Source organism: Ruminococcus flavefaciens ATCC 19208 (genome assembly GCF_000518765.1).
GTDB lineage: Bacteria > Bacillota > Clostridia > Oscillospirales > Ruminococcaceae > Ruminococcus > Ruminococcus flavefaciens.
This window is the reverse complement of record NZ_JAEF01000016.1, coordinates 110280-134998: the sequence shown is the minus strand read 5'-3', so window position 1 is coordinate 134998 and position 24719 is coordinate 110280. Positions and strand designations below refer to the sequence as shown.

General features: G+C 45.5%; 25 protein-coding genes. 21 read left to right on the top strand and 4 right to left on the bottom strand.

Going from position 1 to position 24719, the window contains the following annotated elements; all coding sequences use genetic code 11:
• Positions 1 to 492 (top strand): methylated-DNA--[protein]-cysteine S-methyltransferase, encoded by a 492-nt coding sequence (locus L870_RS0104985; protein WP_028517207.1) that lies wholly within the window; start codon positions 1 to 3, stop codon positions 490 to 492.
• A gap of 212 nt (positions 493 to 704) precedes the next feature.
• Here the strand turns inward: L870_RS0104985 and L870_RS0104980 are convergent, their stop codons facing one another.
• Positions 705 to 1190: a hypothetical protein gene (locus tag L870_RS0104980; protein ID WP_028517206.1), complete on the bottom strand. Its 486-nt coding sequence runs from the start codon at positions 1188 to 1190 to the stop codon at positions 705 to 707.
• Positions 1191 to 1636: 446 nt separating this feature from the next.
• On the opposite strand from L870_RS0104980, the gene L870_RS0104975 reads away from it, so the two are divergent.
• From L870_RS0104975 to L870_RS0104895, 16 genes are all read left to right on the top strand, one after another.
• Complete coding sequence (locus L870_RS0104975; protein WP_028517205.1) at positions 1637 to 2842, top strand: ABC transporter substrate-binding protein; 1206 nt, start codon at positions 1637 to 1639, stop codon at positions 2840 to 2842.
• The gene (locus L870_RS0104970; RefSeq protein WP_028517204.1) at positions 2829 to 3647 is read left to right on the top strand and encodes an ABC transporter ATP-binding protein; all 819 of its coding nucleotides are present in this window, start codon (positions 2829 to 2831) and stop codon (positions 3645 to 3647) included. The genes L870_RS0104975 and L870_RS0104970 overlap by 14 nt, the downstream gene beginning before the upstream one ends.
• Positions 3644 to 4564, top strand: a complete 921-nt coding sequence (locus L870_RS0104965; protein ID WP_028517203.1) for an ABC transporter permease — start codon at positions 3644 to 3646, stop codon at positions 4562 to 4564. The genes L870_RS0104970 and L870_RS0104965 overlap by 4 nt, the downstream gene beginning before the upstream one ends.
• 666 nt (positions 4565 to 5230) lie before the next feature.
• Positions 5231 to 6127, top strand: a complete 897-nt coding sequence (locus L870_RS0104960; protein ID WP_028517202.1) for a class I SAM-dependent methyltransferase — start codon at positions 5231 to 5233, stop codon at positions 6125 to 6127.
• Between the two features lie 258 nt (positions 6128 to 6385).
• A complete protein-coding gene (locus L870_RS0104955; protein WP_028517201.1) occupies positions 6386 to 7546 on the top strand; it encodes a trans-sulfuration enzyme family protein in 1161 nt (386 codons plus the stop codon).
• 10 nt (positions 7547 to 7556) lie between these two features.
• Positions 7557 to 8468, top strand: coding sequence for a PLP-dependent cysteine synthase family protein (locus tag L870_RS0104950; RefSeq protein ID WP_028517200.1), 912 nt, complete (start codon positions 7557 to 7559; stop codon positions 8466 to 8468).
• Between the two features lie 69 nt (positions 8469 to 8537).
• Positions 8538 to 9449: a LysR family transcriptional regulator gene (locus L870_RS0104945; protein ID WP_028517199.1), complete on the top strand. Its 912-nt coding sequence runs from the start codon at positions 8538 to 8540 to the stop codon at positions 9447 to 9449.
• Positions 9450 to 9538: 89 nt separating this feature from the next.
• Positions 9539 to 10054, top strand: a complete 516-nt coding sequence (locus L870_RS0104940; protein ID WP_028517198.1) for a 2-oxoacid:acceptor oxidoreductase family protein — start codon at positions 9539 to 9541, stop codon at positions 10052 to 10054.
• Entirely contained in the window at positions 10051 to 10344 is a 294-nt protein-coding gene (locus L870_RS0104935; RefSeq protein ID WP_028517197.1) for a 4Fe-4S binding protein, read from the top strand. The genes L870_RS0104940 and L870_RS0104935 overlap by 4 nt, the downstream gene beginning before the upstream one ends.
• The gene (locus tag L870_RS0104930) at positions 10341 to 11513 is read left to right on the top strand and encodes a transketolase C-terminal domain-containing protein (protein WP_028517196.1); all 1173 of its coding nucleotides are present in this window, start codon (positions 10341 to 10343) and stop codon (positions 11511 to 11513) included. The genes L870_RS0104935 and L870_RS0104930 overlap by 4 nt, the downstream gene beginning before the upstream one ends.
• Entirely contained in the window at positions 11503 to 12396 is an 894-nt protein-coding gene (locus L870_RS0104925) for a thiamine pyrophosphate-dependent enzyme (protein ID WP_028517195.1), read from the top strand. The genes L870_RS0104930 and L870_RS0104925 overlap by 11 nt, the downstream gene beginning before the upstream one ends.
• Positions 12397 to 12601: 205 nt before the next feature.
• Positions 12602 to 13942, top strand: a complete 1341-nt coding sequence (locus L870_RS0104920; RefSeq protein WP_028517194.1) for a phenylacetate--CoA ligase family protein — start codon at positions 12602 to 12604, stop codon at positions 13940 to 13942.
• 164 nt (positions 13943 to 14106) lie between these two features.
• Positions 14107 to 15273 (top strand): pyridoxal phosphate-dependent aminotransferase, encoded by a 1167-nt coding sequence (locus tag L870_RS0104915; protein ID WP_028517193.1) that lies wholly within the window; start codon positions 14107 to 14109, stop codon positions 15271 to 15273.
• A 4-nt stretch (positions 15274 to 15277) separates the two neighbouring features.
• Positions 15278 to 15733 carry an S-ribosylhomocysteine lyase gene (locus L870_RS0104910; RefSeq protein ID WP_028517192.1) on the top strand — a complete coding sequence of 152 codons (456 nt, stop codon included), beginning with the start codon at positions 15278 to 15280 and terminating at the stop codon, positions 15731 to 15733.
• Positions 15734 to 15979: 246 nt separating this feature from the next.
• The gene (locus tag L870_RS0104900; RefSeq protein WP_028517190.1) at positions 15980 to 16747 is read left to right on the top strand and encodes a hypothetical protein; all 768 of its coding nucleotides are present in this window, start codon (positions 15980 to 15982) and stop codon (positions 16745 to 16747) included.
• A 129-nt stretch (positions 16748 to 16876) separates the two neighbouring features.
• The gene (locus L870_RS0104895) at positions 16877 to 17338 is read left to right on the top strand and encodes an NUDIX hydrolase (RefSeq protein ID WP_028517189.1); all 462 of its coding nucleotides are present in this window, start codon (positions 16877 to 16879) and stop codon (positions 17336 to 17338) included.
• Positions 17339 to 17432: 94 nt separating this feature from the next.
• Here L870_RS0104895 and L870_RS0104890 read toward each other — a convergent pair whose 3' ends face one another.
• Positions 17433 to 18824, bottom strand: a complete 1392-nt coding sequence (locus L870_RS0104890) for a sensor domain-containing diguanylate cyclase (protein WP_028517188.1) — start codon at positions 18822 to 18824, stop codon at positions 17433 to 17435.
• Between the two features lie 122 nt (positions 18825 to 18946).
• The gene (locus L870_RS0104885; RefSeq protein ID WP_028517187.1) at positions 18947 to 20644 is read right to left on the bottom strand and encodes a S41 family peptidase; all 1698 of its coding nucleotides are present in this window, start codon (positions 20642 to 20644) and stop codon (positions 18947 to 18949) included.
• Positions 20645 to 20807: 163 nt separating this feature from the next.
• Between L870_RS0104885 and L870_RS18385 the strand changes: the two genes are divergently transcribed.
• The 4 genes from L870_RS18385 (at position 20808) to ispD (ending at position 23750) form a co-directional block, all read left to right on the top strand.
• The gene (locus tag L870_RS18385) at positions 20808 to 21536 is read left to right on the top strand and encodes a M48 family metallopeptidase (protein ID WP_028517186.1); all 729 of its coding nucleotides are present in this window, start codon (positions 20808 to 20810) and stop codon (positions 21534 to 21536) included.
• Between the two features lie 69 nt (positions 21537 to 21605).
• Positions 21606 to 22139, top strand: coding sequence for a dCTP deaminase (dcd, locus tag L870_RS0104875; protein WP_028517185.1), 534 nt, complete (start codon positions 21606 to 21608; stop codon positions 22137 to 22139).
• A gap of 33 nt (positions 22140 to 22172) precedes the next feature.
• Positions 22173 to 23042: an alpha/beta hydrolase gene (locus L870_RS0104870; protein ID WP_037271243.1), complete on the top strand. Its 870-nt coding sequence runs from the start codon at positions 22173 to 22175 to the stop codon at positions 23040 to 23042.
• Positions 23043 to 23075: 33 nt separating this feature from the next.
• Entirely contained in the window at positions 23076 to 23750 is a 675-nt protein-coding gene (gene ispD, locus L870_RS0104865; RefSeq protein ID WP_028517183.1) for a 2-C-methyl-D-erythritol 4-phosphate cytidylyltransferase, read from the top strand.
• Between the two features lie 136 nt (positions 23751 to 23886).
• Here ispD and L870_RS0104860 read toward each other — a convergent pair whose 3' ends face one another.
• Positions 23887 to 24429 (bottom strand): hypothetical protein, encoded by a 543-nt coding sequence (locus L870_RS0104860; protein WP_028517182.1) that lies wholly within the window; start codon positions 24427 to 24429, stop codon positions 23887 to 23889.
• Positions 24430 to 24719: the final 290 nt, after the last annotated feature.

The window sequence follows — 24719 nt, the reverse complement described above, 5'->3', positions numbered from 1 at the left end:
ATGGTTTATACATATCATTGTACCTCTCCCATCGGCGGAATAACCCTCGCCAGTGACAGTGAAACACTGACAGGACTATGGTTTGAGGGACAGAAATACTATCCCCAGAACTTGGTAGCAGAAAGTTCCAAAGTGAAACTGCCGATATTTACCGAAACCGTCAAATGGCTCGATATTTATTTTGGCGGAAAAAAGCCGAGCTTCACTCTGCCTATAAGTCTGCACACAACACCATTCAGAAAGGCAGTATACGACATACTTCTGACGATACCCTACGGACAGACCATGACCTACGGAGAGATTGCCCGTATACTCGCAGAACAGCAAGGAGTTGAGCGTATGTCAGCTCAGACAGTCGGCAGCGCTGTTGGACATAACCCTATCTCGATAATAATTCCCTGTCACAGAGTTGTCGGAGCAGACGGCAGTCTGACAGGCTATGCAGGCGGACTGGATAAAAAGACTGCCCTGCTTAAACTTGAGAATAACTGATGTTAATAACGATCCCCCTGAATCATATCGGTTCAGGGGGATCTTATGCGTATGGAATACCGCCTTTAGAATGCCGCTGGCAGATACGCAATCTCCTTTATCGTTAAACTCTGTATAATAATCCGGCACTTCATGAGTACTATAATTTTCTCGAATTCTTAGTCCTGTATTACAGAATGATCTCATATCTGAATAACTTTTCATGCCAATCTCTATTCTTCAGGAACATATTGACGGTTATATTTATAATCAGATATTTTTTTATCTGTTAAATCATGCCAAAGCTGTCTTGTAATTCCGTTTGCTTGAGAAAGAACAAGTGCATTTTCATTGCTATATAAGCTGTGCAGCCCAAGCAACTTTGTACGAAATCCGCTTCTGGATGAATCAACACATTTCTGTACAAAATCTTTATCCCGTGACAACTTTGAAAACTCGATCAGTGCTTCCGGATATGACAAATGCCGCTTTTCTAACAGATCGGAATCTACAGATACTTTACCGCTTCGGACATTGTATGTAACATACACAGGCAGAAAACGTGCAGTATCTTTAGCCAGTTTGGATTTTTCTGCCCATAGCGGTCTTAGCTGATGGAGTATATACATACCTACTGTATCTGCACCAAAAGCCGGATTATTCTTCATACCACGTTTTTCGCAGAACTCTGTGTACCCGAATTGCCGCAGCAAATCCATAACAGCACCTCTTACTCTGTGTTCAGGCGGATCATCTTTTTTGATCCATCGGGGGTAATGAACTGAGTAATACGGTTTGTTTCAGCAAAACCGCACGCAGTGCGTCTTTAGGGTCGCCTGCTTTATCACGCGTATCGGGAAGTATAACTATAGCTCCGACTATTTCATTTGATAATGGAACTTGCTTCTTTGCCTCGTCAATTCGTTTTAAGTGTGATATAAAAGAACTATCATCCATATCAGGCTATAGACTTTACCTATAAAGAACAATAGTGCTTTTGTATTAGACAAAAGCCTATAGGTATGGTATGATTAGTGCATAGAGAAAAACAAGGAGTGATAATAACATGAGAAAACACAGACATATCACCAATTCGGAGCGAATGCGATGTTGCATCTGATAAGTCCGAAAGAATAATAAGTTTTTAATTTGAAAGGTGATAAATATGAATAAGTATAAAATCGTTTCCGCACTTGCAGCACTTTCCTTACTTACAGGCTGCGGTGCATTCAATAACAACTCACAGAGCTCTGAAACGAAAACAGAGGCAAAGACAGCTGCACAGCCTGATGCATCAGCTGCGGAAGAAACAAAGGACTGCTGTGAGGATAAAGATAAGGACTGCTGCAAGGACGGTGTGGCTGACTGCTGCGGTGACAGTGCAGAGGCAGTTATCGGTACACCTGAGAAAACAGATATAAATATCGGATACCTCAACTCCACAGCACATCTTCTTGCATTCGTTGCACAGGAGGAAGGCTACTTCAAAGAAGAGGGACTTAAAGTTACTCTTACACAGTTCTCCAGTGCTGCCGAGCTTGTAAACGGACTTGAGTCTGACAAGCTTGACGTTGCATTCATCGGTTCAGTACCAACACTTACATTCCAGAGTCAGGGACATGACGTTTCAATATTCGGTGGAGCAATGACAAACGGTCACGGCTATGTTATCAAGTCCGAGTTCGCAGACAAGGACGAGCTTGGCGTAGAGATACTCAAGGGCAGAAACGTTGCTTCCGTAAAGAACAGCGTTCAGGATGCAGAGCTCCAGATACTTCTGAAGAATGCAGGCATCGAGATAGGCGAGGGCAAGGACAAGGTAAATATCGTTTACTTTGACAGCCAGAAGGACGCTTACGCAGCACTGCTCAACAGCTCTATCGACGCAGCTTCCGTATATTCACCTTATGCTTCACTTGCAAAGTCACAGGGCTACAAGGTAGTTTACTACTGCGCACACGAAAAGGCACTTGAAAATCAGCCATGCTGCCGTCAGGTAGCCAAGACATCAGCTCTCAATGATAATCCCAATACATATACTGCTATCGAGAGAGCATTCATCAAAGCTTATCACTTCACACAGTCCGACCATGATAAGACTATCAAGGACGTTAAGAAGTACATCGACATTGACGAGGAGTTCATAGACACAGAGGTTTACGGCGGATACAGCGTATCAAGCCCCGATCCTGACAAGCAGGGTACTCTCACACTTAAAGATACTATTATAGAGCTTGGATATACAAACGATTACGACATTGAGCCGTATTACAATACAGATATATACAAGAATGCACTTGACAGTATCTTAGCTGAGAACTCCGATGATATTTATAAATCGTTAGAGGAGCATTTCAATGACTACGAATAAAATCGAAATTAAAGATCTTACCGTAAATTACATAGAAAACAAGCGCAGCTTCAACGCACTCCACGACGTTTCATTCGGCGTTGCTGACGGCGAGTTCGTAAGCGTTATCGGTGCAAGCGGCTGCGGCAAATCAACTCTGCTCAGTGTCCTGGAGGGGCTTTATGCCCCTGCCGGCGGCACAGTACAGATAGACGGCAAGGAGCTTCACGGCACAGGTACAGAGCGCGGAGTTGTTTTCCAGCACTATTCACTGTTCCCGTGGATGACCACAAGAAAGAACATCGAGTTTGGCATAAAGCAGTCCAGACACGATGTAAAGCGCAGTGAACGCGCTAAAATAGCTGACGAATTCCTCACAAAGGTAGGACTTACAGGCTTCGGCAGCAAATATCCCTCACAGCTTTCAGGCGGTATGCAGCAGAGAGCAGCTATCGCAAGAGCACTTGCAATGGATACGCAGATACTTCTCATGGACGAACCCTTCAGCGCTATCGACGCAAAGAACCGTGTTATATTACAGGAGCTTCTCCTTAAATTATGGGAGGGTGACGGCTCAGAGCCGCGCAAGACTGTAGTATTCGTTACTCACGATATCGACGAGGCTATTCTTCTTTCTGATAAGATAGTAGTTCTCACAGCTCACCCCGGTACTGTGAATGAAGTGGTAAACGTACCATTTGACCGCCCACGCAGACGTGATGACTTAGTAAAGACCGAGGAGTACGGAAAGTTCCGCAATAAGCTGCTTTCACTTCTCTACAGTGATATTGCCGAGCGTATCGGCGGAGATGAGGTGGTATTATGACAGCGAAAAGACGTTATCTCCGTATCACACATCTGCTTTTCATAGTACTTCTGCTTATACAGCTTCTGCCCGATAAGTCCACAAAGGAAGTATTTACAAGCTCACTTGTGACCTTTGCTGTGGGACTTGAAGTCATCGTGCTTGCAGCTTCAGCATTAATAAAAAAAGAGGAAAGCCTTTCGCTTCTCCTTGATATTACAGGCTTTGTGTACGTACTTTTAGGAGTATGGTCACTGGCTACAGCAAAGTACAATATTCTCAACGACCTGCTTTTCCCTGCACCTGGCAAGGTAATACATCAGTTTACTGAGGACAGATCGGCTATATTAACAAATATAGTAAGCTCACTGGGAACTACCGTAAAGGGCTTCCTGATCGCCGCTGCGGTTGCGATACCTCTCGGACTTTTCATAGGCTGGAGTGCAAGAATAGGCGGAGCTGCTACATATATCACAAAGTTTTTCAGCTCGATACCGCCTATAGTTTACATACCATACGGTATCGCACTTCTCCCCACATTCAAGTCAGTATCAGTATTCGTTATCTTCCTTGCGACCTTCTGGCCTGTATTCGCAGGTACAATGAGCGGTGTGCTCGGAGTTGACAAGAAAATAATCGACTCGGCAAAGGTGCTCAACGTAAGCAAGCCTGAAATGCTGTTCAGAGTTATACTTCCTGCTTCATTACAGCAGATATTCCTCGGCTGCAATCAGGGACTCAGCGTATCATTCATACTTCTCACATCTGCTGAGATGATAGGCGCACGTGACGGAATGGGCTATTACGTTAAGTATTATTCAGACTTCGGAGACTACACACGCACTATCACAGGACTTCTCGTTATCGGTTTTGTTGTAATTGCAGTTACATTCCTGTTCAATAAGCTTCAGAACCGTCTTTTAAGGTGGAAACGATGAATAAATATAAGATGATAAAGCCGGAGAGCGATGATTGTTCGTTCTTTGGCTTTTTTGTTGCACTCTTGCACTCTTTCTTCCTTCCTTCCTTCCTTTCACCCTTGCTCCTTACTATATTTTCTATGCAATGTACTTTAGCGATTTAAATTGTTCAAGAGTGCAAGGAAGGAAGAAGGAATGTTTATATCGTTCCCTCTTGCATCGTAAAGCTCGGGCAGCGTGACGCTGCACCCTTGCTCGTCTGCGTATCATCAACAGGGCAGTTGCTTCTCGACTCGGGGAATATCATCGGGATTGGCGGACGACCATTGGTCGTCCCTACAATCTTAGTTCTGAATCAACAAAATCTATAAAACCTACAGGAATAATAGAATAATTCTATAACTATCGCTGAATATAGACTGAAACTATTGACAATTTCACTGTTATATGATATAATTCATATTGTTCCGATAGGAATACAGAGTTTAACAGAAAGGACGGCTGAACATGAGAGCTATTTATAAAATGTGTTGTTGTATGTGTAATATGATGTGCCCACGCATTCCGCTTACTTATGCTCAGCGATGTTGCGCTTTTTCCTGATGTCATTGAGTAAATTCAGCGTAAGCTGTTATGCGCGGAGTGTGTCATACATTCCGCGTTTTTTGTATTTTGGAGGTCAATATGGTCAATGAAAGAGAAAGCGTTACCGCTAAGATATGCGCGTTTGTGAGAGCATGGCACTCAAACCTTTCGCGCCAGAAGATATACGATGATTACCTTGCCTACGATATGCTTGGCAAGGAAGAATACGACAATATATATGAGCTTATCAGCAGCGGACTTGACGGCTCGCAGCAGTTCTCACGCGAGGACACCGAGCAGATAATAAGCGAATACTTCGCTCCCATACCGCTGTCGAGGATACACTTCAACGAGAGCAGGCTTGCGGACTTCGCAAGGGAAAACGGAAAAGTCCAGTACGTAATATGCGGGGCAGGCTCGGACACATTTTCATTCCGCAATGACAACGAGAATATCGAGGTGTTTGAGATAGACCACCCCGACACTCAGCGCTACAAACTTGAAAAGATAAGGGAGCTTGAATGGAATTTACGTCCCAATGTACACTACGTACCCGTTGATTTCGAGAAGGAGCGAATGTGCGACAAGCTTCTTGAATCAGGCTTTGATCCGAATAAAAAGACATTTTTCAGCATACTGGGAGTTACCTATTATCTTACACTTGATGTGTTCACGGATACTCTGAAGCAAATGGCTGAGCTATCGGCTCTCGGCAGCGAGTTAGTGTTCGATTATCCTATAAAGACAGGTGAGTTTCCTCGCAGAGTGGAAAGACTTGAACTTATGACGGAAGCCCTCGGAGAGGTCATGCGCGGCGGTTATGATTACAGTGAAGTTTCACGTGCACTTTACTCCCTCGGCTTCCAGATAGACACATATATGCCGCCTGAGAAAGTCCAGAAGGAATACTTCGACGGACGCACGGACGGACTTAAAGCATTTGAAAACGTGAGCCTGATCTCGGCAACATATACCGCAGGCTACGATTATGAGTAATTCGGAATTCGTAATGCGGAATTAGGAATTATGGTGTCCGCTGACGCGGACGGATTTAAATAAAATGTATTACCAGTGGGCTGATGTGGGCATCAGCCCCTACAAAGGAAATTTGTAGGGAACGCCTCCCAACAGGAGCCGCGACCCTCTGTCAGCTTTGCTGACATCTCCCTACACTGTAGGGAGTAACCCTCGGCGTTCCGATAAAGCTAAAGGCTAACGGCTAATGGCTGACGGCTTAGAAAAAGGAGAATTATTATGAGTAATTATAAAAATACAGAAACAGCACTTATCCACGGAGGTATCTCCATTGACGAGCGTACAGGCGCAGTAAATGTGCCGATCTACCAGACCTCCACCTATAAACAGGACGGTCTCGGAAAAATGCGCGGATATGAGTATTCACGCACAGGCAACCCCACCCGTGAGGCTCTCGAAGCACTCATCAGAGACCTTGAGGGCGGCTATGCAGGCTTTGCTTTCGGCTCGGGAATGGCAGCCCTGACGGCTGTACTCAGTCTGCTCCACAGCGGCGACAGAGTGCTTATATCAAGCAACGTTTACGGCGGCACATTCCGACTGCTGAGTAAGGTGTTCGACCATTTCGACTTTACTTACACCATTGCAGACACTGAGCACCCCGATGTTTACGAGAGCCAGATAACCGACGACGTTAAGGCAGTAATTATCGAGAGTCCTGCAAATCCGCTTATGACAATTACCGATATAAAGGCAATTGCAGAGGTATCCCACAGACACGGACTTCTCGTTATCGTGGACAATACATTTATGACTCCTTACTTGCAGAAGCCTCTTTCTCTCGGTGCAGATATAGTCGTACACAGCGCTACAAAGTACCTCGGCGGACACAGTGACGTTGTATCGGGACTTGCAGTTGTAAGCACTCCCGAGCTTGCCGAGAAGATTGCATTCATTCAGAACTCCACAGGCGGAGTCCTCGGACCATTCGACTCGTTCCTGCTTATCCGCGGTATAAAAACTCTTGCAGTCCGCATGGACAGGCACGTTGAGAACGCAGAAAAGGTATCGGAATATCTCCTGAACCATAAGGCAGTGAAGAATGTCTACTATCCGGGACTGAAAAGCGACAAGGGCTATGAGATCAACAAAAAGCAGGCTAAAAACGGCGGTGCGATGATCTCATTTGAGCTCCATGAGAATTACGATATAAACACTTTCTTCGAGAGCCTTGAGCTTGTTTCACTTGCTGAGAGCCTCGGCGGCGTTGAGTCACTTGTATGCCACCCTGCAACAATGACACACGCTTCAATTCCTGCGGATATCCGTAAGAAAGTCGGTATCACAGACGGACTTATCCGCCTCTCAGTCGGAATTGAAAATATTGAGGATATTATAGCAGATATTGAACAGGCTATTGCAAAATCCGAGAGAAAGTGAGATAATAGATATGAGATACTATGATTCAATGCAGGCACTCATCGGCAACACGCCGCTGGTGAGACTGGGAAATATAGTCAGGGCTGAGGGAGTCAACGTATTCGCAAAACTTGAGCTCTACAATCCCTCGGGCAGCGTCAAGGACCGCACAGGTCTGTACATGATAAACGATGCCGAAAAAAAAGGACTCCTGAAAAAGGGCGGCACTATTGTCGAAGCTACCGCAGGCAATACAGGTCTTGGCATTGCTTTTGCGGCTCTGAACCGCGGCTATAAAATAATTTTCGTAGTACCTACGAAGTTCTCGGCTGAGAAGCAGTCTCTTCTCCGCGCTCTCGGTGCGGAGGTAGTAAATACTCCCCGTGAGCTTGGTATGCTCGGAGCAGTTGCAAAGGCTGAGGAGATAAAGGCTCAGATACCCGATTCAATATCGCTGGAGCAGTTCAAGAATCAGAGTAATCCCCTCGCCCACTACGAAACTACCGGACGCGAGATATACGAAGCACTTGACGGTCACATCGACTATGTTGTGGCGGGTGCAGGCAGCGGCGGTACTTACACCGGCATACTCCGCTATATCAAGGAGAGAAATCCCAATGCAAAGGGTATACTCGCTGATCCCGTTGGCTCTACTATGGGCGGCGGTGAGCATTCCGACTACAACATAGAGGGAATCGGCAACGATTTCATTGCAGAAACTATGGATATGTCCCTTGTGGACGATGTTATAAAGATGAACGATGAAGAAGCATTCAGTACAGCAAGACTTCTTGCAAAGACCGAGGGTATCATCGCAGGCTCTTCCTCGGGAGCAGCTATGGCAGCAGTGCTCAAGCTTGTAAACAGCGGCGCAAAGGGCAATATCGTCACTGTATTCCCCGACCGCGGAGACCGCTATTTCAGCACAGGACTCTTTGATTAGTTAGTAGAGAGCAGGGGCGGCGTTACGCCGCCCGCATACCCTCAAATGAGAATAAAACGGAGGTAAACAATGACTTTACAGCAGCTTAAATACATACTTGCAATATCTTCAACAGGCTCAATGAACAAGGCTGCGGAACAGCTTTATGTGTCACAGCCTTCCCTCACCTCATCGGTGCAGGAGCTTGAAAAAGAAATCGGCATAAAGATTTTCAATCGCAGCGGACGCGGTGTTACTCTTACCAATGACGGTGTAGAGTTCGTACAGTACGCCCGTCAGGTAGTCGGACAGTTCGACGTTCTCGCTGAGAAATACAGCGGCAAGGGCAATGTCAAGAAAAAGTTCGGTGTATCCACTCAGCACTACTCCTTTGCAGTAAAAGCCTTTGTGGAAATGGTCAAGGAGTTCGATACTGCGGAGTACGAGTTTGCTGTCCGCGAGACCAAGACTGCCGAGGTCATCAGCGACGTTTCCACTATGAAAAGTGAGATAGGTATCATCTACCTCAACGACTTTAACCGCAAATCCATAACAAAGCTGCTCCACTCCAACGGTCTGGAGTTCCATACGCTTACCAAGTGCAGTCCCTTTGTTTACCTCTGGAAAGGTCACCCACTCGCTAAGGAGAAGAAGATAACCTTTGAGCAGCTTGCGGACTATCCATGTCTTTCCTTTGAGCAGGGCGACAACAGTACATTCTATCTGGCTGAGGAACTGCTCAGCACAGCTGACTATCAGCGCACTATCAAGGCTAACGACCGTGCTACAATGCTGAATCTGATGATAGGTCTGGGCGGCTATACGCTGTGCTCGGGCATTATCTGCGAGGAACTCAACGGCGATGATTATATCGCTGTGCCTTTTGAGGACGAGTCCGACGAGGTAATGGAGATCGGCTATATCACGCTGAAAAACGTTATTCTCAGCGAAATGGCGGAAATATATATCCGCGAGATAAAAGCCTATCTTCATATAGACTGAGCCTATAGCTCCGCATAGAAGTCCTGTATTGGACAGAATATGCGGAGAGGTATATAATTAAAACATACTAAAATGATAGGAGAACTGCTATGACAGAAGTATTATGGCTCGGACGAGGCGGACAGGGTGCATTCACTGCCGCAAAGCTCCTCGGAGCAGCCTATACCATAGATGATGATAATAAGTACGCACTTGCTTTTCCCTCATTCGGACCTGAGAGGCGAGGCGCACCTGTAAGAGCTTTCACAAAGCTTGATACCAAACCTGTAGTTGACAGAAGCCAGACCGAAAAGGCTGACTATATCGTTATAATCGACGATACGCTGTACAGTCCGCAGCTTCAGGGACTTCTGAAGCCCACAGGAAAGATAATAGTGAACTCGAAAAACACTATAGACGTTGCTCTCACATTTGACGCTGACAGCATTGCGGCTGAGTTCAGACTCCCGACTGCGAATACCGTGATGTTCGGACTTTTAGTGGGACTTTCGGGAGTTGTCACATCAGATGAAGCTGTTAAAGCTATCAAGGGCTATATGCCTGCGAAAATACAGGAGCGCAACATCAGCGCACTCCTTAAAGCTGTGCAGGAGGTGGCAGAATGAGACCTTACGTAAGAGAAAAAAAGGACTTCTCGTTCAGCGAAGTTCCCGAGAATACGTCCTTTGAGGCAGGCTATCTCACCACTGTAAACAGCGGCTGGAGAAGTATCAGACCCGTTATAAACGGTGTAAAATGTGTGGGCTGTGAACAGTGTTATCTCTACTGTCCCGACGGCGTTATATCAATAAAAGACGGCAAGGCAGCCATTGACTACGACTTCTGCAAGGGCTGCGGAATATGTGCTAAGATCTGTAAAATAAAGGCAATTGAAATGGAGGCGGAGCGCAAATGAGCAGAAAGTTTTTATCAGGCAACGAGGCATTTGCCGAAGGCATACGCCTTGCACGTCCGCAGGTCATTTCGGCTTACCCGATCACTCCCCAGACCATAGTTGTTGAACGCCTTTCGGAAATGGTGGAGGACGGCAGTCTCAACGCTGAATACGTACACGTTGAGTCTGAGCATTCAGCTCTTTCATGTGCTATCGGAGCAAGTGCCGCAGGTGCAAGAGCATTTACAGCGACTTCATCACAGGGACTTCTCTACATGGCTGAATGTCTTTACTATGCGTCAGGCGGACGCTTCCCTATTGTTATGATGAACGCAGACCGTTCCACAGCTCTCCCGTGGAATATTTACGGCGACCAGCGTGACAGCCTTTCACAGCTTGACAGCGGCTGGATACAGTCCTACGCCGAGAATGCACAGGAGGCTCTCGACCTCGCGCTGATGAGCTATAAGATAGCCGAGGATAAGCGTGTGCAGACACCATATATGGCAAATCTTGACGGCTTCGTACTTACACATACATACGAGACTGTGGACATTCCCACACATGAACAGGCAGACAAATTCCTGCCTCCATATGAGACAGACAACCGCATAGACTTCGAGAACCCCAAGAATATGGCGTTCTCAGCAGGTCCTGATACAAACTACATATTCAAGTATAAGGAGCATAAGGGACTTCTTTCGGCGGCTGAGGTCATCAATGAGACCGAAAAGGAATTCGCTGACATATTCGGAAGAAAATACAGCGGACTTACCGAGAATTACCGCACAGATGATGCTGAATACATCATTGTCACCCTCGGAAGTATCGCCGGACTGTGCCGCGAAACTGCGGATAAGCTCCGCGAGCAGGGTGTAAAGGCAGGCGTTGTGCGCATACGTTACATGAGACCTTTCCCGAACAAGGAAATTGCCGATGTTCTGAGAAATGTCAAGGCTTATGCAGTTCTCGAAAAGGACATCAGCTTCGGCAATGAGGGTACGGTTTTCACCAATGTCAACTCCGCACTTAAAAAGGCAGGCATTGACATTAAGGGCTATAACTTCATCGGTGGTCTGGGCGGAAGAAACATTTCTGCCTCTGACATTGAAAATATCTATACAAGCATTGCAAATGGCACTGACAGTGTTAATTTTATAGGCATAGGAGGCGAGGACAATGGCAAATAAGGTTGCAGACAGCATATCCCGTGAAGAATTTTTCTACGGACATAAAGCCTGTGCAGGCTGCGGCGGAAGTCTTGCAGTAAGAGCTGCACTTAAAGTCCTCGGCCCCAATGCGGTATCTGTACTTCCCGCAGGCTGTATGTCAGCGGTAGGCTTTAACTTTCCGCAGCTGTGCTTCTCAAACAATTCCATAATCTCAACCTTTGCAGGTACAGCTTCAATGCTCACAGGAGTTGAGGCAGGTCTCCGCGCAAGAGGCTACAAGGACTTCACAGCAGTAGGCTTTGCAGGTGACGGCGGTACTGCTGACATCGGTATACAGGCTCTTTCGGGAGCTATCGACCGCAATGACAATATCATCTACATCTGCTACGATAACGAAGCATACATGAACACGGGCATACAGAAAAGCGGACTTACTCCCTTCGGCGCAAAGACCACAACTACTCCCGCAGGCTCGAATATCCACGGAAATATCCGTCCCAAGAAGAATATGTTCGAGATAGCCGCCGCACACGATATCCCGTACGCTGCAACTGCAAGCGTAGGTTATCTCCCTGACTTTATTGCAAAGGTACAGAAGGCTTCACAGATACAGGGGACAAAGTATATCCACGTTATCGCTCCATGTCCCACAGGCTGGGGAGTTGCTCCCGATGCCACAGTTGACATCGCAAAGGAAGTCGTTGACTGCGGACTGTGGTATCTTGCAGAGTACGAAAACGGTACGTTCAAGCTTAACCATAAGCCAAAGGAATTCACCGACGTGAGCGCTTACCTTAAAAAGCAGGGACGCTTCAGGCATCTCACAGATGAGGATATACAGATAATTACAGCTTCCCGCGACAAGAAGTGGGAGTTCATAAAAAAGAATTTCGAGTTGTAATTTACGGGGCGATGTAAGCATCGTCCCATATAATTAACTTTTGTAGGGGACGGCGTCCCCTACGTCCCTAAATGATACAATTCGAGTTATAAAAAAAGCTTATAACTCATCATAGTCCATTGGTATTGGACAAATACAGAAATGTGCTGTATAATGTAATCATACCAAACAGATATGAAATATATGATATTGGAGGATAAATAAAATGAGCAGAGATATTAATAACAAATTCTGGGACGAGGAGCTTGAAACTCTTCCCCGTGAGGAACTGGAAAAGAGACAGCTTGAGGACTTAAAGGAGATTGTGAAGTTCGCTTACGACCATGCTCCATACTACAAGCGTTCATTCGATGAGGCAGGCGTTAAACCTGAGGACATCAAGACTCTCAAGGACATCGAGAAGTTCCCCTTCATCAACAAAAAGACACAGCGTGACACTCAGGGCGTAGGTTCATTCTTAGGTGAGCTTGCAGCAGTTCCCGAAGATGACGTAGTGTTCATCTCAACATCATCAGGTTCAACAGGCGTACCTACCATGAGCCCGTTCACAAAGAAGGACTTTGACGAGTTTCAGGATACTGAGAGCCGCTGGTTCTGGCAGATAGGAATGAGACCGAATGACCGTTACGTACACGCTCTCAACTTCTCACTCTACGTTGGCGGACCTGACGTAATCGGTGCACAGAACCTTGGTGCATTATGTATCTGGGGCGGTACTCTCCCAAGCGAGAGACTTCTCTTCATCTTAAAGACCTACAAGCCAACAATTATCTGGACTTCACCATCTTATGCTTGGCAGCTGGGTGAAAAGGCTGTAAAGGCTGGCTACGACCCGAAGAAGGACTTCAACATCAAGAAGATCATCGTTGCAGGCGAGCTTGGCGGCTCTATCGACGCTACAAGAAAGGCTATCGAAGAGCTCTGGGGAGCTGAGGTATACGACTTCTACGGTCTGTCCGATATATTCGGCGCTTGCGCTGCACAGTGCGAATACCACGACGGACTTCACATTGCTGAGAATCACATTCTCGTTGAGACTGTTGATATCCATACAGGCGAGGTTCTCGAACCCGGTCAGACAGGTGAGCTTGTATTCACAACTCTCCGTAAACACGCTCGTCCGCTTATCAGATTCAAGACAGGTGATATCGGACGTATCGACACTACCCCCTGCAAATGCGGACGTACACACGGCAGAATCAGTATTCTCGGCAGAAAGGACGATATGTTCATTGTTTCCGCTGTTAACGTATTCCCAAGCGATATCGAAGCTGTTATCCGTGAGCAGAGCGGCATCACAGGTGAGTACCTTATCCGTATCTTTGAGAAGGACTTCACAAGCAAGTACGCAGTTGAAATAGAGAAGAAGGCTGACAATAACAAGACCGACGATGAGGTTGCAGAGCAGGTAAGCGCAGCACTCAAGGCTCGTACAGGTGTTAAGCCTGCAAGAGTTGTAGTTCACCCTGACGGCGGACTGAATACACGTTCCGAGCACAAGTCAAGACGTGTCATCGACGAGAGAAATATTGACTACAACATTTAATGATGATATAATAGTAATTCGGAATTCGGAATTAGGAGTTCGGAATTGTGGAGTTGGCTTTGCCAACGGATCAAAAATTCAGATCCTTACGCCGTAAGGCGGACTCCATTAATTCCGCATTCCGCATTCCGAATTCTTAATTTTTTAAAACCGGAGGTTTTTATATGCCACAGCTTTCAAACAGAACAGCTACATTTACCGATTCCGTCATAAGACGTATGACGAGAATTTCAAATAAATACGGCGCTATCAATCTATCACAGGGATTTCCTGATTTTGAACCGCCGAAGGAGATACTCGACAGACTTGCAGAGGTAACAAAAGAGGACTTCCACCAGTATTCAATAACATGGGGAGCTCAGAACTTCCGCGAAGCACTTGCAGAAAAGCAGTCCCGCCTCATGGGAAGAAACATCGACCCCAACGGCGAAATAGTTGTTACCTGCGGAAGTACAGAGGCTATGATGGCTGCAATGATGTCCGTTACCAATCCGGGCGACAAGGTCATCGTGTTCTCACCTTTTTATGAAAACTACGGTGCAGATACCATACTCTCAGGCGCAGAGCCGATATACGTTCCGCTTATCCCACCCGAGTTCAGCTTTGACGCAGATGTTCTCGAAGCAGCTTTCAAGCAGCACCCCAAGGCACTGATACTCTGTAATCCGTCCAACCCGTGCGGCAAGGTGTTCACACTTGAAGAATTGCAGATAATCGCTGATCTCGCAAAGAAGTATGATACATTCGTTATCACAGACGAGGTTTACGAGCATATCGTCTATGCACCGCATAAGCACGTTTACTTTGCTTCACTCCCCAATATGTGGGAGAGAACTATTTCCTGCTCGTCCCTGTCCAAGACCTATTCTATCACCGGCTGGAGACTGGGCTATGTCATAGCTCCGCCTAATATCATAGACACAGTCAAGAAAGTCCACGATTTTCTAACAGTAGGAGCTGCTGCGCCTTTGCAGGAAGCCGCAGTTACGGGACTTCGCTTTGGTGACGATTACTACAAGTGGTTACAGGTCAAGTACACCGAGAAGCGAGACCTCTTCCTTAAAGGTCTCGATGATATCGGAATACAGCATACAGTTCCTCAGGGAGCGTATTACATACTTCTTGACATCTCAGAGTTCGGCTACAAGAGCGACCTTGTGTTCTGCGAAAAGCTGGCTGAATATGTGGGAGTTGGAGCTGTTCCGGGTTCCAGCTTCTTCAAGGAGCCCGAGAATCGTTACATTCGTTTCCACTACGCAAAGAAGAACGTAACTCTCAATGCGGCACTTGAACGTCTTAACGACATAAGAAAGAAAATGCCGAGGGAGTGAATCTATGAAAACTATCGCAAGCTTTACGGTTGACCACGACAAGCTGGAAAAGGGAATGTATATCTCACGAATCGACGGTGACGCAGTTACCTATGATATACGCATGAAAAAGCCCAACGGCGGCGACTATCTCACTAACGGCGCACTGCATACCTTCGAGCATTTATTTGCAACCTATGCACGAAACAGCGAATACTCCGACAGCGTTATCTATGTCGGACCAATGGGCTGCCTGACAGGCTTTTATCTGATACTCCGTGATAATGTATCACATGAACAGGCAATACGCCTTGTACAGGACAGCTTCCGCTTTGTGGCTGATTTCAGCGGTAAGATACCGGGCTCTGAGCGCAAGGAATGCGGAAACTATCTGCTCCACGATCTTGACGGTGCAAAGGCTGTTGCAAAGGATATGCTTACAGTGCTTGACGGATATACCGAAGGACAACTGAATTATTAAAAAATACTGTTTTTTCTGCTGCGGATCTACGTATATATGGCATACTCTTCTTGTTGAGGGTATGCCTTTTTTGTATCAGCTGAAAAATACACAAAACCGCATCTCATTTTTTGTGCAAAAATAGGAGTAGAAATTTCACTGTTTTTGTAACACTTAGGACTCTTTTTGCGAATATTATTAATGAAAGCAAAAATACAGGAGCTGTCAAAGACATTCTTGTAAATATAAATAAAGGAGACTATCAAAATGAGAAAGGCATTATTTATCACTGTATTAACCACCGTAGCTTTAGGACTTATCGGCTGTGAAGCAGCAAAAACTGCCAGCAGCAATGCTATGAACAGTATCATGACCACCGCATCAACTACGTTAATAAGCAGCAATGTCACAACATCAGCAGATCCTGCCGTAACGACTGATACTGCGGCTGTTTCCGATACCTCCGCTGAAGCTGCTGTGCCTATGAATAATGCTTTGAACATTGATGCGGATAATACCGCAGACTGGAAAACAGCATACAAGAATACTCTTAAAGATTTTATGGATTCGGAAAACTTCGGTGAGATGTCAACATGGGATATACAGGACATTGATAACGACGGAACTCCTGAACTGCTCATATCCGAATCTCAGTACCATATTACAGGTGTTATGTTCTATTATTACGAGAACGGGAATGCAGTTCCTGTTCTTGACGATAACAGAAATCCTCTGCGTTACGGCGCATACGGCGGCGTATTGATCTGCCCCGAGGAAAGTCTTATCGGGATCGAAGATGTAAAGCAGGGACTGAATTATTCCGTTATGCATAAATACGAAAACCACAGACTCACATTTGTTCAGAGAACTTTCGAGGACTCAGGCGCAGTGGGTAAAGAGAATGTTACTTACACAGTGAACGATGATACTGTAAATGAAGATGAATACAACATCGCTCACAATGAATTCAGCTCAAAGAACTGGACAGCTGTAGGAAATCAATATACATTTGATGACCTTTCAGCTCTTGACTAAAGTCTGTTACAATCTCCTTAATAAATATAGTAAGTCCTCATAGCTTCGGCTGTGGGGACTTGCTTATTATTGACTTGTTTTTCCTGCTGTGGTATAATTGGTAAAAATCGTCTGACGGAGGCAGCAACTATGGGATATATATTGGAACTTCGCAAAACACTGGGCAGCATACCACTTATCATGGCAGGCGCAGGAGTCATAATCGTAAATGATAAAAATGAGATACTGCTTCAAAAGCGCAGCGACAACGGCTTCTGGGACTACCCTGCCGGCTCAATGGAGCTTGGCGAGAGCTTTGAGGAGTGCGCACGGAGAGAGGTGCTGGAAGAAACAGGTCTTACCTGCGGCAAGCTTGAATTCTTTATGGATCTGTCGGGAAAGGACTCCTTCTACGAATACCCCAACGGCGACCAGACCTACGCCGCAGTGATAATATATGTATGCCGTGATTTTTCGGGCGAGCTGAAAGAGAGCGATGACGAAGTTATCACACAGAGGTTCTTCCCTCTCGATGAACTTCCTGCGAAGAACGATCCGCGAGGACTCGGGATCTTTGACAAGCTCAGGGAATATCTCTCCACTCACAGTTAACTGTAATACCGAAAAAACTCTAAACTGATAGTCAATAAAATGCCCCGAAGCACTTTAATTGCCTCGGGGCTGAATTTATATATGCGTACCATACTTACCTGTACTTACGCTCGGGGTGATTTTTGTAGTATTCATTCTTATCGGCGTACATACGCTCATCGGCAATATGCATCGCACTGCGGATATCATCGCCTTCATTGACTATACAAGTACCCACGGCAAAATGCACATTTCTCGTATTCGCAGCCTGATCGGTGAGCTGTTTTACTCTTGCTTCCATTGCTGCTTCATCGAGTCCGTCAGCTATGAGCATGAACTCGTCACCGCCTGCACGGTACACCTCGCTGTCGTAGAAAACTCCGCGAAGTATAGCCGCAGCATTTTTCAGCAGCTGATCTCCTGCAATGTGACCTTCTTCATCGTTCACGCGTTTGAGTCCGTTAAGGTCGGCAAATGCGACCGCATAAGGATAGCTCATTTTCCGCTTTCCCTCAACTATCTCATCTACCGTATTATTCATGGTATTACGGTTCTTAACTCCTGTCAGCATATCCACAGAGCTGAGTATCTCAAGTTTCTGCATAAGCTGATAGTTGGCTATCTCAGAAGCAAGGAAGAAAGTTGTCAGCTCCAGTGTTTCCTTTATTTTTACCGTATTTTCGATATTGAAGTTTATAGCCCAGATATACCCGATAGTACAGCCGTTATGTTTCAGCGGAAAGAGTACGATACTCTTTGCACCTGCCTGTGCAAGGAATTCATGCCACAAAGGATTTATTGATCTGAGCCACTCCATATCATGCTGATCCTTGATTATGATACAGGTACTGTCGCCTAAAGTATCGTCCCATGTACTTGCGATATTAAAGAATTTTTCATCAAGATAATGATCCAAAGGCTTCATTCCACTGCCGTACTTTATAGCTTCACAGAAATTCACACAGTTGTGCTCCTCCTTATTCAGAAGAAGTATGCAGCAGTGATCGGAGTCGCATATCTGACGAATATCTTCGATTACTTCATTAAAGGTCTTATGTATATCACCTGTACCGCGCAGCTTGATACAGGTCTTTATGACAGCCGAAGATGTATCGGCAGAAAGGCTTGCTCTCTGCTCCAGATCAACATTTGGCGTTACGTCATAAGAATATATGCAATAGCCGATATTTTCCTCGTCAGATCCAAGAGGAAGCAGGAACATATTCAGCCATAATCCCATTTGCGGAAGCCTTACATATGAATGAAGGAGCTGACCCATAAAAGCACTGCGGAAACAGAAGTCCTCAAAGTTTTTATTCTCAGGGAAGTACTCCTCATAGGGGGAATTTGGTATGAAAGAACGATGCATGGTATTCATCATGTCCTCACAATGAGCCCTGTTGCCTGCGGCTATGCGTATATTGCCGTAAGAGCCGTCAGGAAATCTTTCAACGGACATTACACAGGTCTTTGCGCTATACCCATTAATCATCTCATCAAAATTCATATTTAATCCTCCTCGTGCGTGAATATTTTGTCTATATTGTATATTATATCACTTTTTACCTTAGAAGTCAATTCGCTATATCACTAAATTTATAATGTCTATTCTTACAAGGTTCATATGTTTTACTGCTCACTGAGATAGCTTACCGCCCATTCAAGCTCATAGTCCTCTCCGTCACGGAATATCTTCATTGCCGCATCATAGTCGAAAGGTATGCGCACCTCAACAGGATCGCGGCTTACGCGATCTGCTCTTGTATCTATATAGGGTACGCCATCCTCACCAAGCAGCAGACCTGTGGGATACAAAACTCCCACAACAGAGTCTGAAAGCACACAGCAGCCCCCTGTTTCCTGACCGCTGCCGCTGGGATCGGTAATGCCCGCAAGAGTCACATTAGGCAGCTTTGAAAGATACAGCGAAGCCGCATCGCCTGCACTTATACATTCAAGATTGGTAAGTGCAACTACCTTCAGATCTGCAAATTCACCTGTGCCGCGGATATATCGCTCTGCAGCGCAGATATATTCACCGCTGCGGTACAAGCCGAGTCCGTGGGTAAAATATTTCTCATTGGTAAGCAGTTCGCAGAATGAAACTGTCGGAGCATCACAGCCGCCCATATTGTCACGGAGATCAATGACAAGATACTCCATGCCCTGCTCTTTCAGACTGCTGAGCTTTTTGCGGAATATCTTCTTCAGATAATCGCTTCTGCCGCTGAAATCGTTTATTATATCACGCAGACCACTGCCCGAGCTCTGAGCATTCATCGTAATATAGCCGCATTTGTCATTCAGCATCTTTGTGCTGAAATTGGGCTGCTCTGCTTTCCGTATCTGTGTAAAGGCATCATAAGCCTCATAAAATGTATTGTTTTCGCCCAGATCACTGAGCACAGCGGTCTGTTCTTTTCCCGACTTGTCAAGGAACGAGACTTCCACCGTATCTCCGCCTGTGCCCGAAAGGTACATAGCACTGACCTTATCCGCATTAGCTTTTACAGGTTCGCCCCGATCAAGAACATCTTCCTCGGCAGCCTGCTGCACAGGCTTTCCGTTCCACTTGGTAATAACTGTTCCGTCCTCTATGCCAAGTCTGTTCACCTCGTCAGTCGTGCATACAGCAATGACTTCGCCGCTGTCAAGACCTATCATGGCAAGACCGTATTCGCGAAGCTCAAAAACAGAGGGATATTTTTCGGTATCATAATTGCGCTGTACCATAATATGTCCGTCGTGGAGCTCATTGCAGAACATTTCTACAGCGTCCGCAAATTTTCCGGGATCCTTTTCCTGCTCCGCCTCTTTCACCATAGGCATATACTTATTTTCAAGGGCGGAAAAATCGACATCTTTCCACTCTTTAAGTACATAGCTCCTGTCCATTTCCTGCGCCAGTGCATGAAATGACTCGCTGTAGCTCTTACCCATAAAATTATGGGCGTTTTTAGGAAACGCACAGAAATATACACCGAACACCAAAGTCAATACTCCCGCCACAGAACCTATGATCCTGTAGCCTTTCCTCATATTTGCAAGGGGCATCATCAGCAGAGCAAGCACTGCTATAAGATACATTGAAGTACAGCTGTTTACAAGCGAAACATCCCTCACATAGATACAAAAATGCACAATAGTTATGAGAAGCGGTATAAAGCAAAGATCCTGCCATTTTTTCAGCTTCTGCTCATAGAACCGCCATTTATGATGAAGTATTGCAAGTATCAGCATTGTAAGCATTATCGCTCCGCACCATATGATATGTATTTTTTCTCCCCCGTCAAGGTTATGACGCAGTGTTCCGATGAAATTACTCATTTATATCCCCTTTCAATATTATTAAAGTATCTGCATGGAAATTATACCATATAAACTTTGAAATATCAATTGGGGCAGCGTCACGCTGCTCAGAAAACGACTTGACATTGCGCCGAAAAAGACTTATAATTTCAATGATATTTACGTCTTTACGGAGGTGCTTATGAACACCATTTCAACCGATATCCGCACAGTTACGACTCCATTCGGAGAGATAACGTACACTTTCCAGCGCAAAAAGGTCAAGAACATAAATCTGCGCGTAAAGCATGACGGGAACGTATATGTTTCCGCACCTAAAAGAGTACCTGCAAAGACTGCCGATGAGTTCGTCATAAGCAGGAGCAGCATGATACAGCAGGCTGTAAAAAGCTTTGCAGCCCGTGAGCTTATGAAAGAAAGGCAGAAAAATCTGTCCGACGGAAAGGTCTTTATACTCGGAGAGGAATACACAGTAAAAACTATGGCTGACCGCCGCGAATACGCCGAAAAAGCCAATAACTGCATCATCATACATATGAAAGATACAAGCGACAGCGCAAGGAAAATAAGTATATACAACGCATGGCTGAAAGCCTTTACAGAAGAGGTATTTCTCTCCGTCATGCATGATGTGCATAGTAAGTTCGTACCGCTGGGCATTGATTTCCCCAAGCTGAAAATACGCTCCATGACCGCTCGCTGGGGCAGCTGCCACACCTACAAGAAAATGATAGTCCTCAACAGGCGCATGATAGAAGCTCCTCTGAACTGCATCTCCCATGTGGTAACACACGAATTCTGCCACTTTATCCACCCCGATCATTCAGCGAAGTTCTATACCCTGCTTGATAAGATGTGCCCCACATGGCGCGAGGACAAAAAGCTCCTTGAAAAGCTGGTGATACTGTGACCGCTTTCATTGACAACATTGCGCTTTTAATATATAATTAGTATAAATGCAGATCACGGAGGTTAAGATATGATACTGTCGGATAAAACTATACTGAAAATGCTTGATGAAAAAACTCTTGTCATCGAGCCCGTAACAAAGGAACAGATACAGCCTGCGAGCGTGGATATAAGGCTGGGAAATACTTTCAGCATCGTTGACGATTCGCCATCGGGAATTATCACTCTTGACGGGAGCATAAACTACAAGACTATCACCACAGACACATATCTTTTACTACCGGGACAGTTCGTACTTGCTACGACTATGGAATATTTCGAGCTGCCCGATGACCTCACCGCATTTGTGGAAGGAAGAAGCTCCCTCGGACGCATGGGACTGTTCATTCAGAACGCAGGCTGGGTGGATCCCGGCTTCAAGGGCGAGATAACTCTCGAGCTCTTCAACGCCAACAGATGTGCTATCGAATTAAAGGCAGGCAGAAGAGTCGGACAGCTGGTATTCGCCCAGATGGACGACCACGCCCTTGCTCCATATAACGGTAAGTATCAGGGACAGAAAGGTGCAACTGGTTCAAGAGTTTTCATGGATAAAGATAAATGATCGTATATAAAATAACATGAAAGGAGCTTTGCAATGTCACTGAACAGTTTAATTTTCAATAGAATGTGTACTAAAAGCGACAGGAAACGTGACGCAGGTCTTACGACTCCGCCCGAGATAAGACGCTTTGACAATATTCAGTACGGAAAGAACAGAAAATGGCAGATAATGGACATTTACCGACCTAAAGCTGCTAAAGGCAAGCTCCCTGTTATCGTAAGCTTTCACGGCGGCGGCTGGACCTACGGTACTAAAGAGACTTATCAGTTTTACTGCATGGACCTTGCAAAACGCGGCTTTGCAGTCGTAAACTACACGTACAGACTTGCTCCGAAATACCGCCACCCTGCTCCCTACCATGATACTAACGCAGTCTTTCGCTGGATACTGAAAAACGCCGATAAACTTGGCTTCGATACGGATAATATCTTCGCTGTGGGGGACTCAGCAGGCGCAATGGGAATAGCTCTGTATGCCTGCATGGTGACTGACCCCAAGTACGCAAAAAACTACAAATTCAGGATACCCGAGGGACTGAAAATAAAGGGACTTGGGCTAAACTGCGGCATTTATGATATCTTTAAGGAAGATAGTGTAGGAACTTTAAAGGATTATCTGCCTAAAAAGTATCCCCTTTCTCTGCTTAAACAGCTGAACGTAGTCGATAATGTGACCGCGGATTTCCCACCCTGCTTCATTATGACATCAAATGAGGACTTCCTGAACTATCAGTCTCCCCTGCTTGCGGAAAAACTTGACCATCTGGGAGTAAAATACGTATACAAGGTATACGGCGATGAAAATAATCCGCTCTCTCACGTTTTTCACTGCAATGTAAAGTCTGACGATGCGGCAGCCGCAAACGATGATGAGTGCGCATTTTTCAAGGGATTAATTAAATAAAACACAGCCGCAGTGCGGCGGAATAGAGGTAATATGAAAACATCGGCAGTTATTGTCTGTGCAGGCAATTCAACAAGAATGGGCGGTGTCAATAAGATACTGCTGCCACTGGGCGAAAGAAAGGTCATAGGTGTGACCATGCAGGCTTTTCAGCAGTGCGAAAGCATAACGGAAATTGTTATCGTTTCTCGTGAGAGCGATATACCTGCAATACAGGAGGAGGCAGAAGCCGCAGGCATAACCAAGCTTGCAGCCTGCACTACAGGAGGCTCTACCCGTCAGGAAAGCGTTATCAACGGTATAAAGAAGATATCCAAGGAGACCGAGCTTGTTGCCATACATGACGGTGCGCGCCCCCTTGTAAAGCCCGAGCATATCGAAAAGGTCATCAAGGACGCTTCTGTATTCGGCGGTGCAACTCTCGGAGTTCCCGTAAAGGACACTATCAAGACCGTTGACGGCGGACTTATCATTGATACTCCACCGAGAAGCTCTCTTTATATCACTCAGACTCCGCAGATATTCAAGCGTACACTTTACTTTGAGGGTATAGACTTTGCTCTCGAACACGGACTTGATTTCACAGATGACTGCCAGCTTGTTGAAGCTATCGGCGGCAAGGTCGCAATGACTGTGGGAGATTATACAAATATAAAGATAACGACTCCCGAAGATATCGCTATTGCGGAAGTTCTGCTGAAAATGTAGGGGACGGCGTCCTCGACGTCCCATTAGGTAACGCCATAAAACGGATACCCATATATAAGCTATGCCCCGAAGCGTTTTTGACACGCTCGGGGCATTGTTTTATCATATTGGTACTAAGATAAATCAGAATTTATAGTCATTTCTTGTTTGCTTCTTTTAATTCGCAGATATAATTGCGAAAAACACCTTTTTTTATAAAAAATATGCTGCATAGTGCAATGATAACCAAAGCAGCTATACTTACGAACAACGGATTGGCGATCTGAGAAAAAGACGTAAGGAACTTTGTGACATCGTCACTGGGCGGCGCAGTTCCTTTGATATAGACAATAGGAACAAATACCCACGCAAATAAAGAAAATATCGGCACAAAAACTGCGAAAAAAGAAAATATTCGGTAAAAAGTGTTTTGCCGATCTTTTTTGTAGAACAATAAATACACCATAGAAATGATCAGAGGTAAAACTGCTCCATTTGCGTGAAGCCACAAGGTGGAAGCAAATGTGTATTCTCCGCCATGTCCGCTGACATGAGCTCCAAGTATACTGAAATCATCAATAACTTCTCCGACGGAAAGCATGACGATCAAATGACCTAATTCATGAAATAGAATATACAGTATTAACAAAAGTATTATTGATACAACAGTGTAAAGCAATAGTTTGGTTTTTTTATTCATTCCTTGGCTCTCTTTCATATTTGAGATTACTCTGTAAAATTCCGATTGATGTTAGCAACAATTATAGCACAACATCGCTGTACTGTCAATACAAATACTATGGTTTAATGTAGAGGACGCGCATTGCGCGTCCTCAAACATACAACATCAATCACGGAACGGACGACCAATTAAACAGTGCCCCAAATCTTTGATTTGGCTGGCAATGCTATATGCAGAGCTGGTCGTCCCTACAAAAATCTGTTCAGGACTGCTTCGGCAGTCCTTTTTATTTAGTCTGTACAATAAAA

What these genes read in the sequence shown, in the direction of transcription:
- L870_RS0104985 (WP_028517207.1), top strand. Translation starts at nt 1, where the DNA reads ATGGTTTATACATATCATTGTACCTCTCCCATCGGCGGAATAACCCTC.
- L870_RS0104980 (WP_028517206.1), bottom strand. Translation starts at nt 1,190, where the DNA reads ATGGATTTGCTGCGGCAATTCGGGTACACAGAGTTCTGCGAAAAACGT.
- L870_RS0104975 (WP_028517205.1), top strand. Translation starts at nt 1,637, where the DNA reads ATGAATAAGTATAAAATCGTTTCCGCACTTGCAGCACTTTCCTTACTT.
- L870_RS0104970 (WP_028517204.1), top strand. Translation starts at nt 2,829, where the DNA reads ATGACTACGAATAAAATCGAAATTAAAGATCTTACCGTAAATTACATA.
- L870_RS0104965 (WP_028517203.1), top strand. Translation starts at nt 3,644, where the DNA reads ATGACAGCGAAAAGACGTTATCTCCGTATCACACATCTGCTTTTCATA.
- L870_RS0104960 (WP_028517202.1), top strand. Translation starts at nt 5,231, where the DNA reads ATGGTCAATGAAAGAGAAAGCGTTACCGCTAAGATATGCGCGTTTGTG.
- L870_RS0104955 (WP_028517201.1), top strand. Translation starts at nt 6,386, where the DNA reads ATGAGTAATTATAAAAATACAGAAACAGCACTTATCCACGGAGGTATC.
- L870_RS0104950 (WP_028517200.1), top strand. Translation starts at nt 7,557, where the DNA reads ATGAGATACTATGATTCAATGCAGGCACTCATCGGCAACACGCCGCTG.
- L870_RS0104945 (WP_028517199.1), top strand. Translation starts at nt 8,538, where the DNA reads ATGACTTTACAGCAGCTTAAATACATACTTGCAATATCTTCAACAGGC.
- L870_RS0104940 (WP_028517198.1), top strand. Translation starts at nt 9,539, where the DNA reads ATGACAGAAGTATTATGGCTCGGACGAGGCGGACAGGGTGCATTCACT.
- L870_RS0104935 (WP_028517197.1), top strand. Translation starts at nt 10,051, where the DNA reads ATGAGACCTTACGTAAGAGAAAAAAAGGACTTCTCGTTCAGCGAAGTT.
- L870_RS0104930 (WP_028517196.1), top strand. Translation starts at nt 10,341, where the DNA reads ATGAGCAGAAAGTTTTTATCAGGCAACGAGGCATTTGCCGAAGGCATA.
- L870_RS0104925 (WP_028517195.1), top strand. Translation starts at nt 11,503, where the DNA reads ATGGCAAATAAGGTTGCAGACAGCATATCCCGTGAAGAATTTTTCTAC.
- L870_RS0104920 (WP_028517194.1), top strand. Translation starts at nt 12,602, where the DNA reads ATGAGCAGAGATATTAATAACAAATTCTGGGACGAGGAGCTTGAAACT.
- L870_RS0104915 (WP_028517193.1), top strand. Translation starts at nt 14,107, where the DNA reads ATGCCACAGCTTTCAAACAGAACAGCTACATTTACCGATTCCGTCATA.
- L870_RS0104910 (WP_028517192.1), top strand. Translation starts at nt 15,278, where the DNA reads ATGAAAACTATCGCAAGCTTTACGGTTGACCACGACAAGCTGGAAAAG.
- L870_RS0104900 (WP_028517190.1), top strand. Translation starts at nt 15,980, where the DNA reads ATGAGAAAGGCATTATTTATCACTGTATTAACCACCGTAGCTTTAGGA.
- L870_RS0104895 (WP_028517189.1), top strand. Translation starts at nt 16,877, where the DNA reads ATGGGATATATATTGGAACTTCGCAAAACACTGGGCAGCATACCACTT.
- L870_RS0104890 (WP_028517188.1), bottom strand. Translation starts at nt 18,824, where the DNA reads ATGAATTTTGATGAGATGATTAATGGGTATAGCGCAAAGACCTGTGTA.
- L870_RS0104885 (WP_028517187.1), bottom strand. Translation starts at nt 20,644, where the DNA reads ATGAGTAATTTCATCGGAACACTGCGTCATAACCTTGACGGGGGAGAA.
- L870_RS18385 (WP_028517186.1), top strand. Translation starts at nt 20,808, where the DNA reads ATGAACACCATTTCAACCGATATCCGCACAGTTACGACTCCATTCGGA.
- dcd (WP_028517185.1), top strand. Translation starts at nt 21,606, where the DNA reads ATGATACTGTCGGATAAAACTATACTGAAAATGCTTGATGAAAAAACT.
- L870_RS0104870 (WP_037271243.1), top strand. Translation starts at nt 22,173, where the DNA reads ATGTCACTGAACAGTTTAATTTTCAATAGAATGTGTACTAAAAGCGAC.
- ispD (WP_028517183.1), top strand. Translation starts at nt 23,076, where the DNA reads ATGAAAACATCGGCAGTTATTGTCTGTGCAGGCAATTCAACAAGAATG.
- L870_RS0104860 (WP_028517182.1), bottom strand. Translation starts at nt 24,429, where the DNA reads ATGAATAAAAAAACCAAACTATTGCTTTACACTGTTGTATCAATAATA.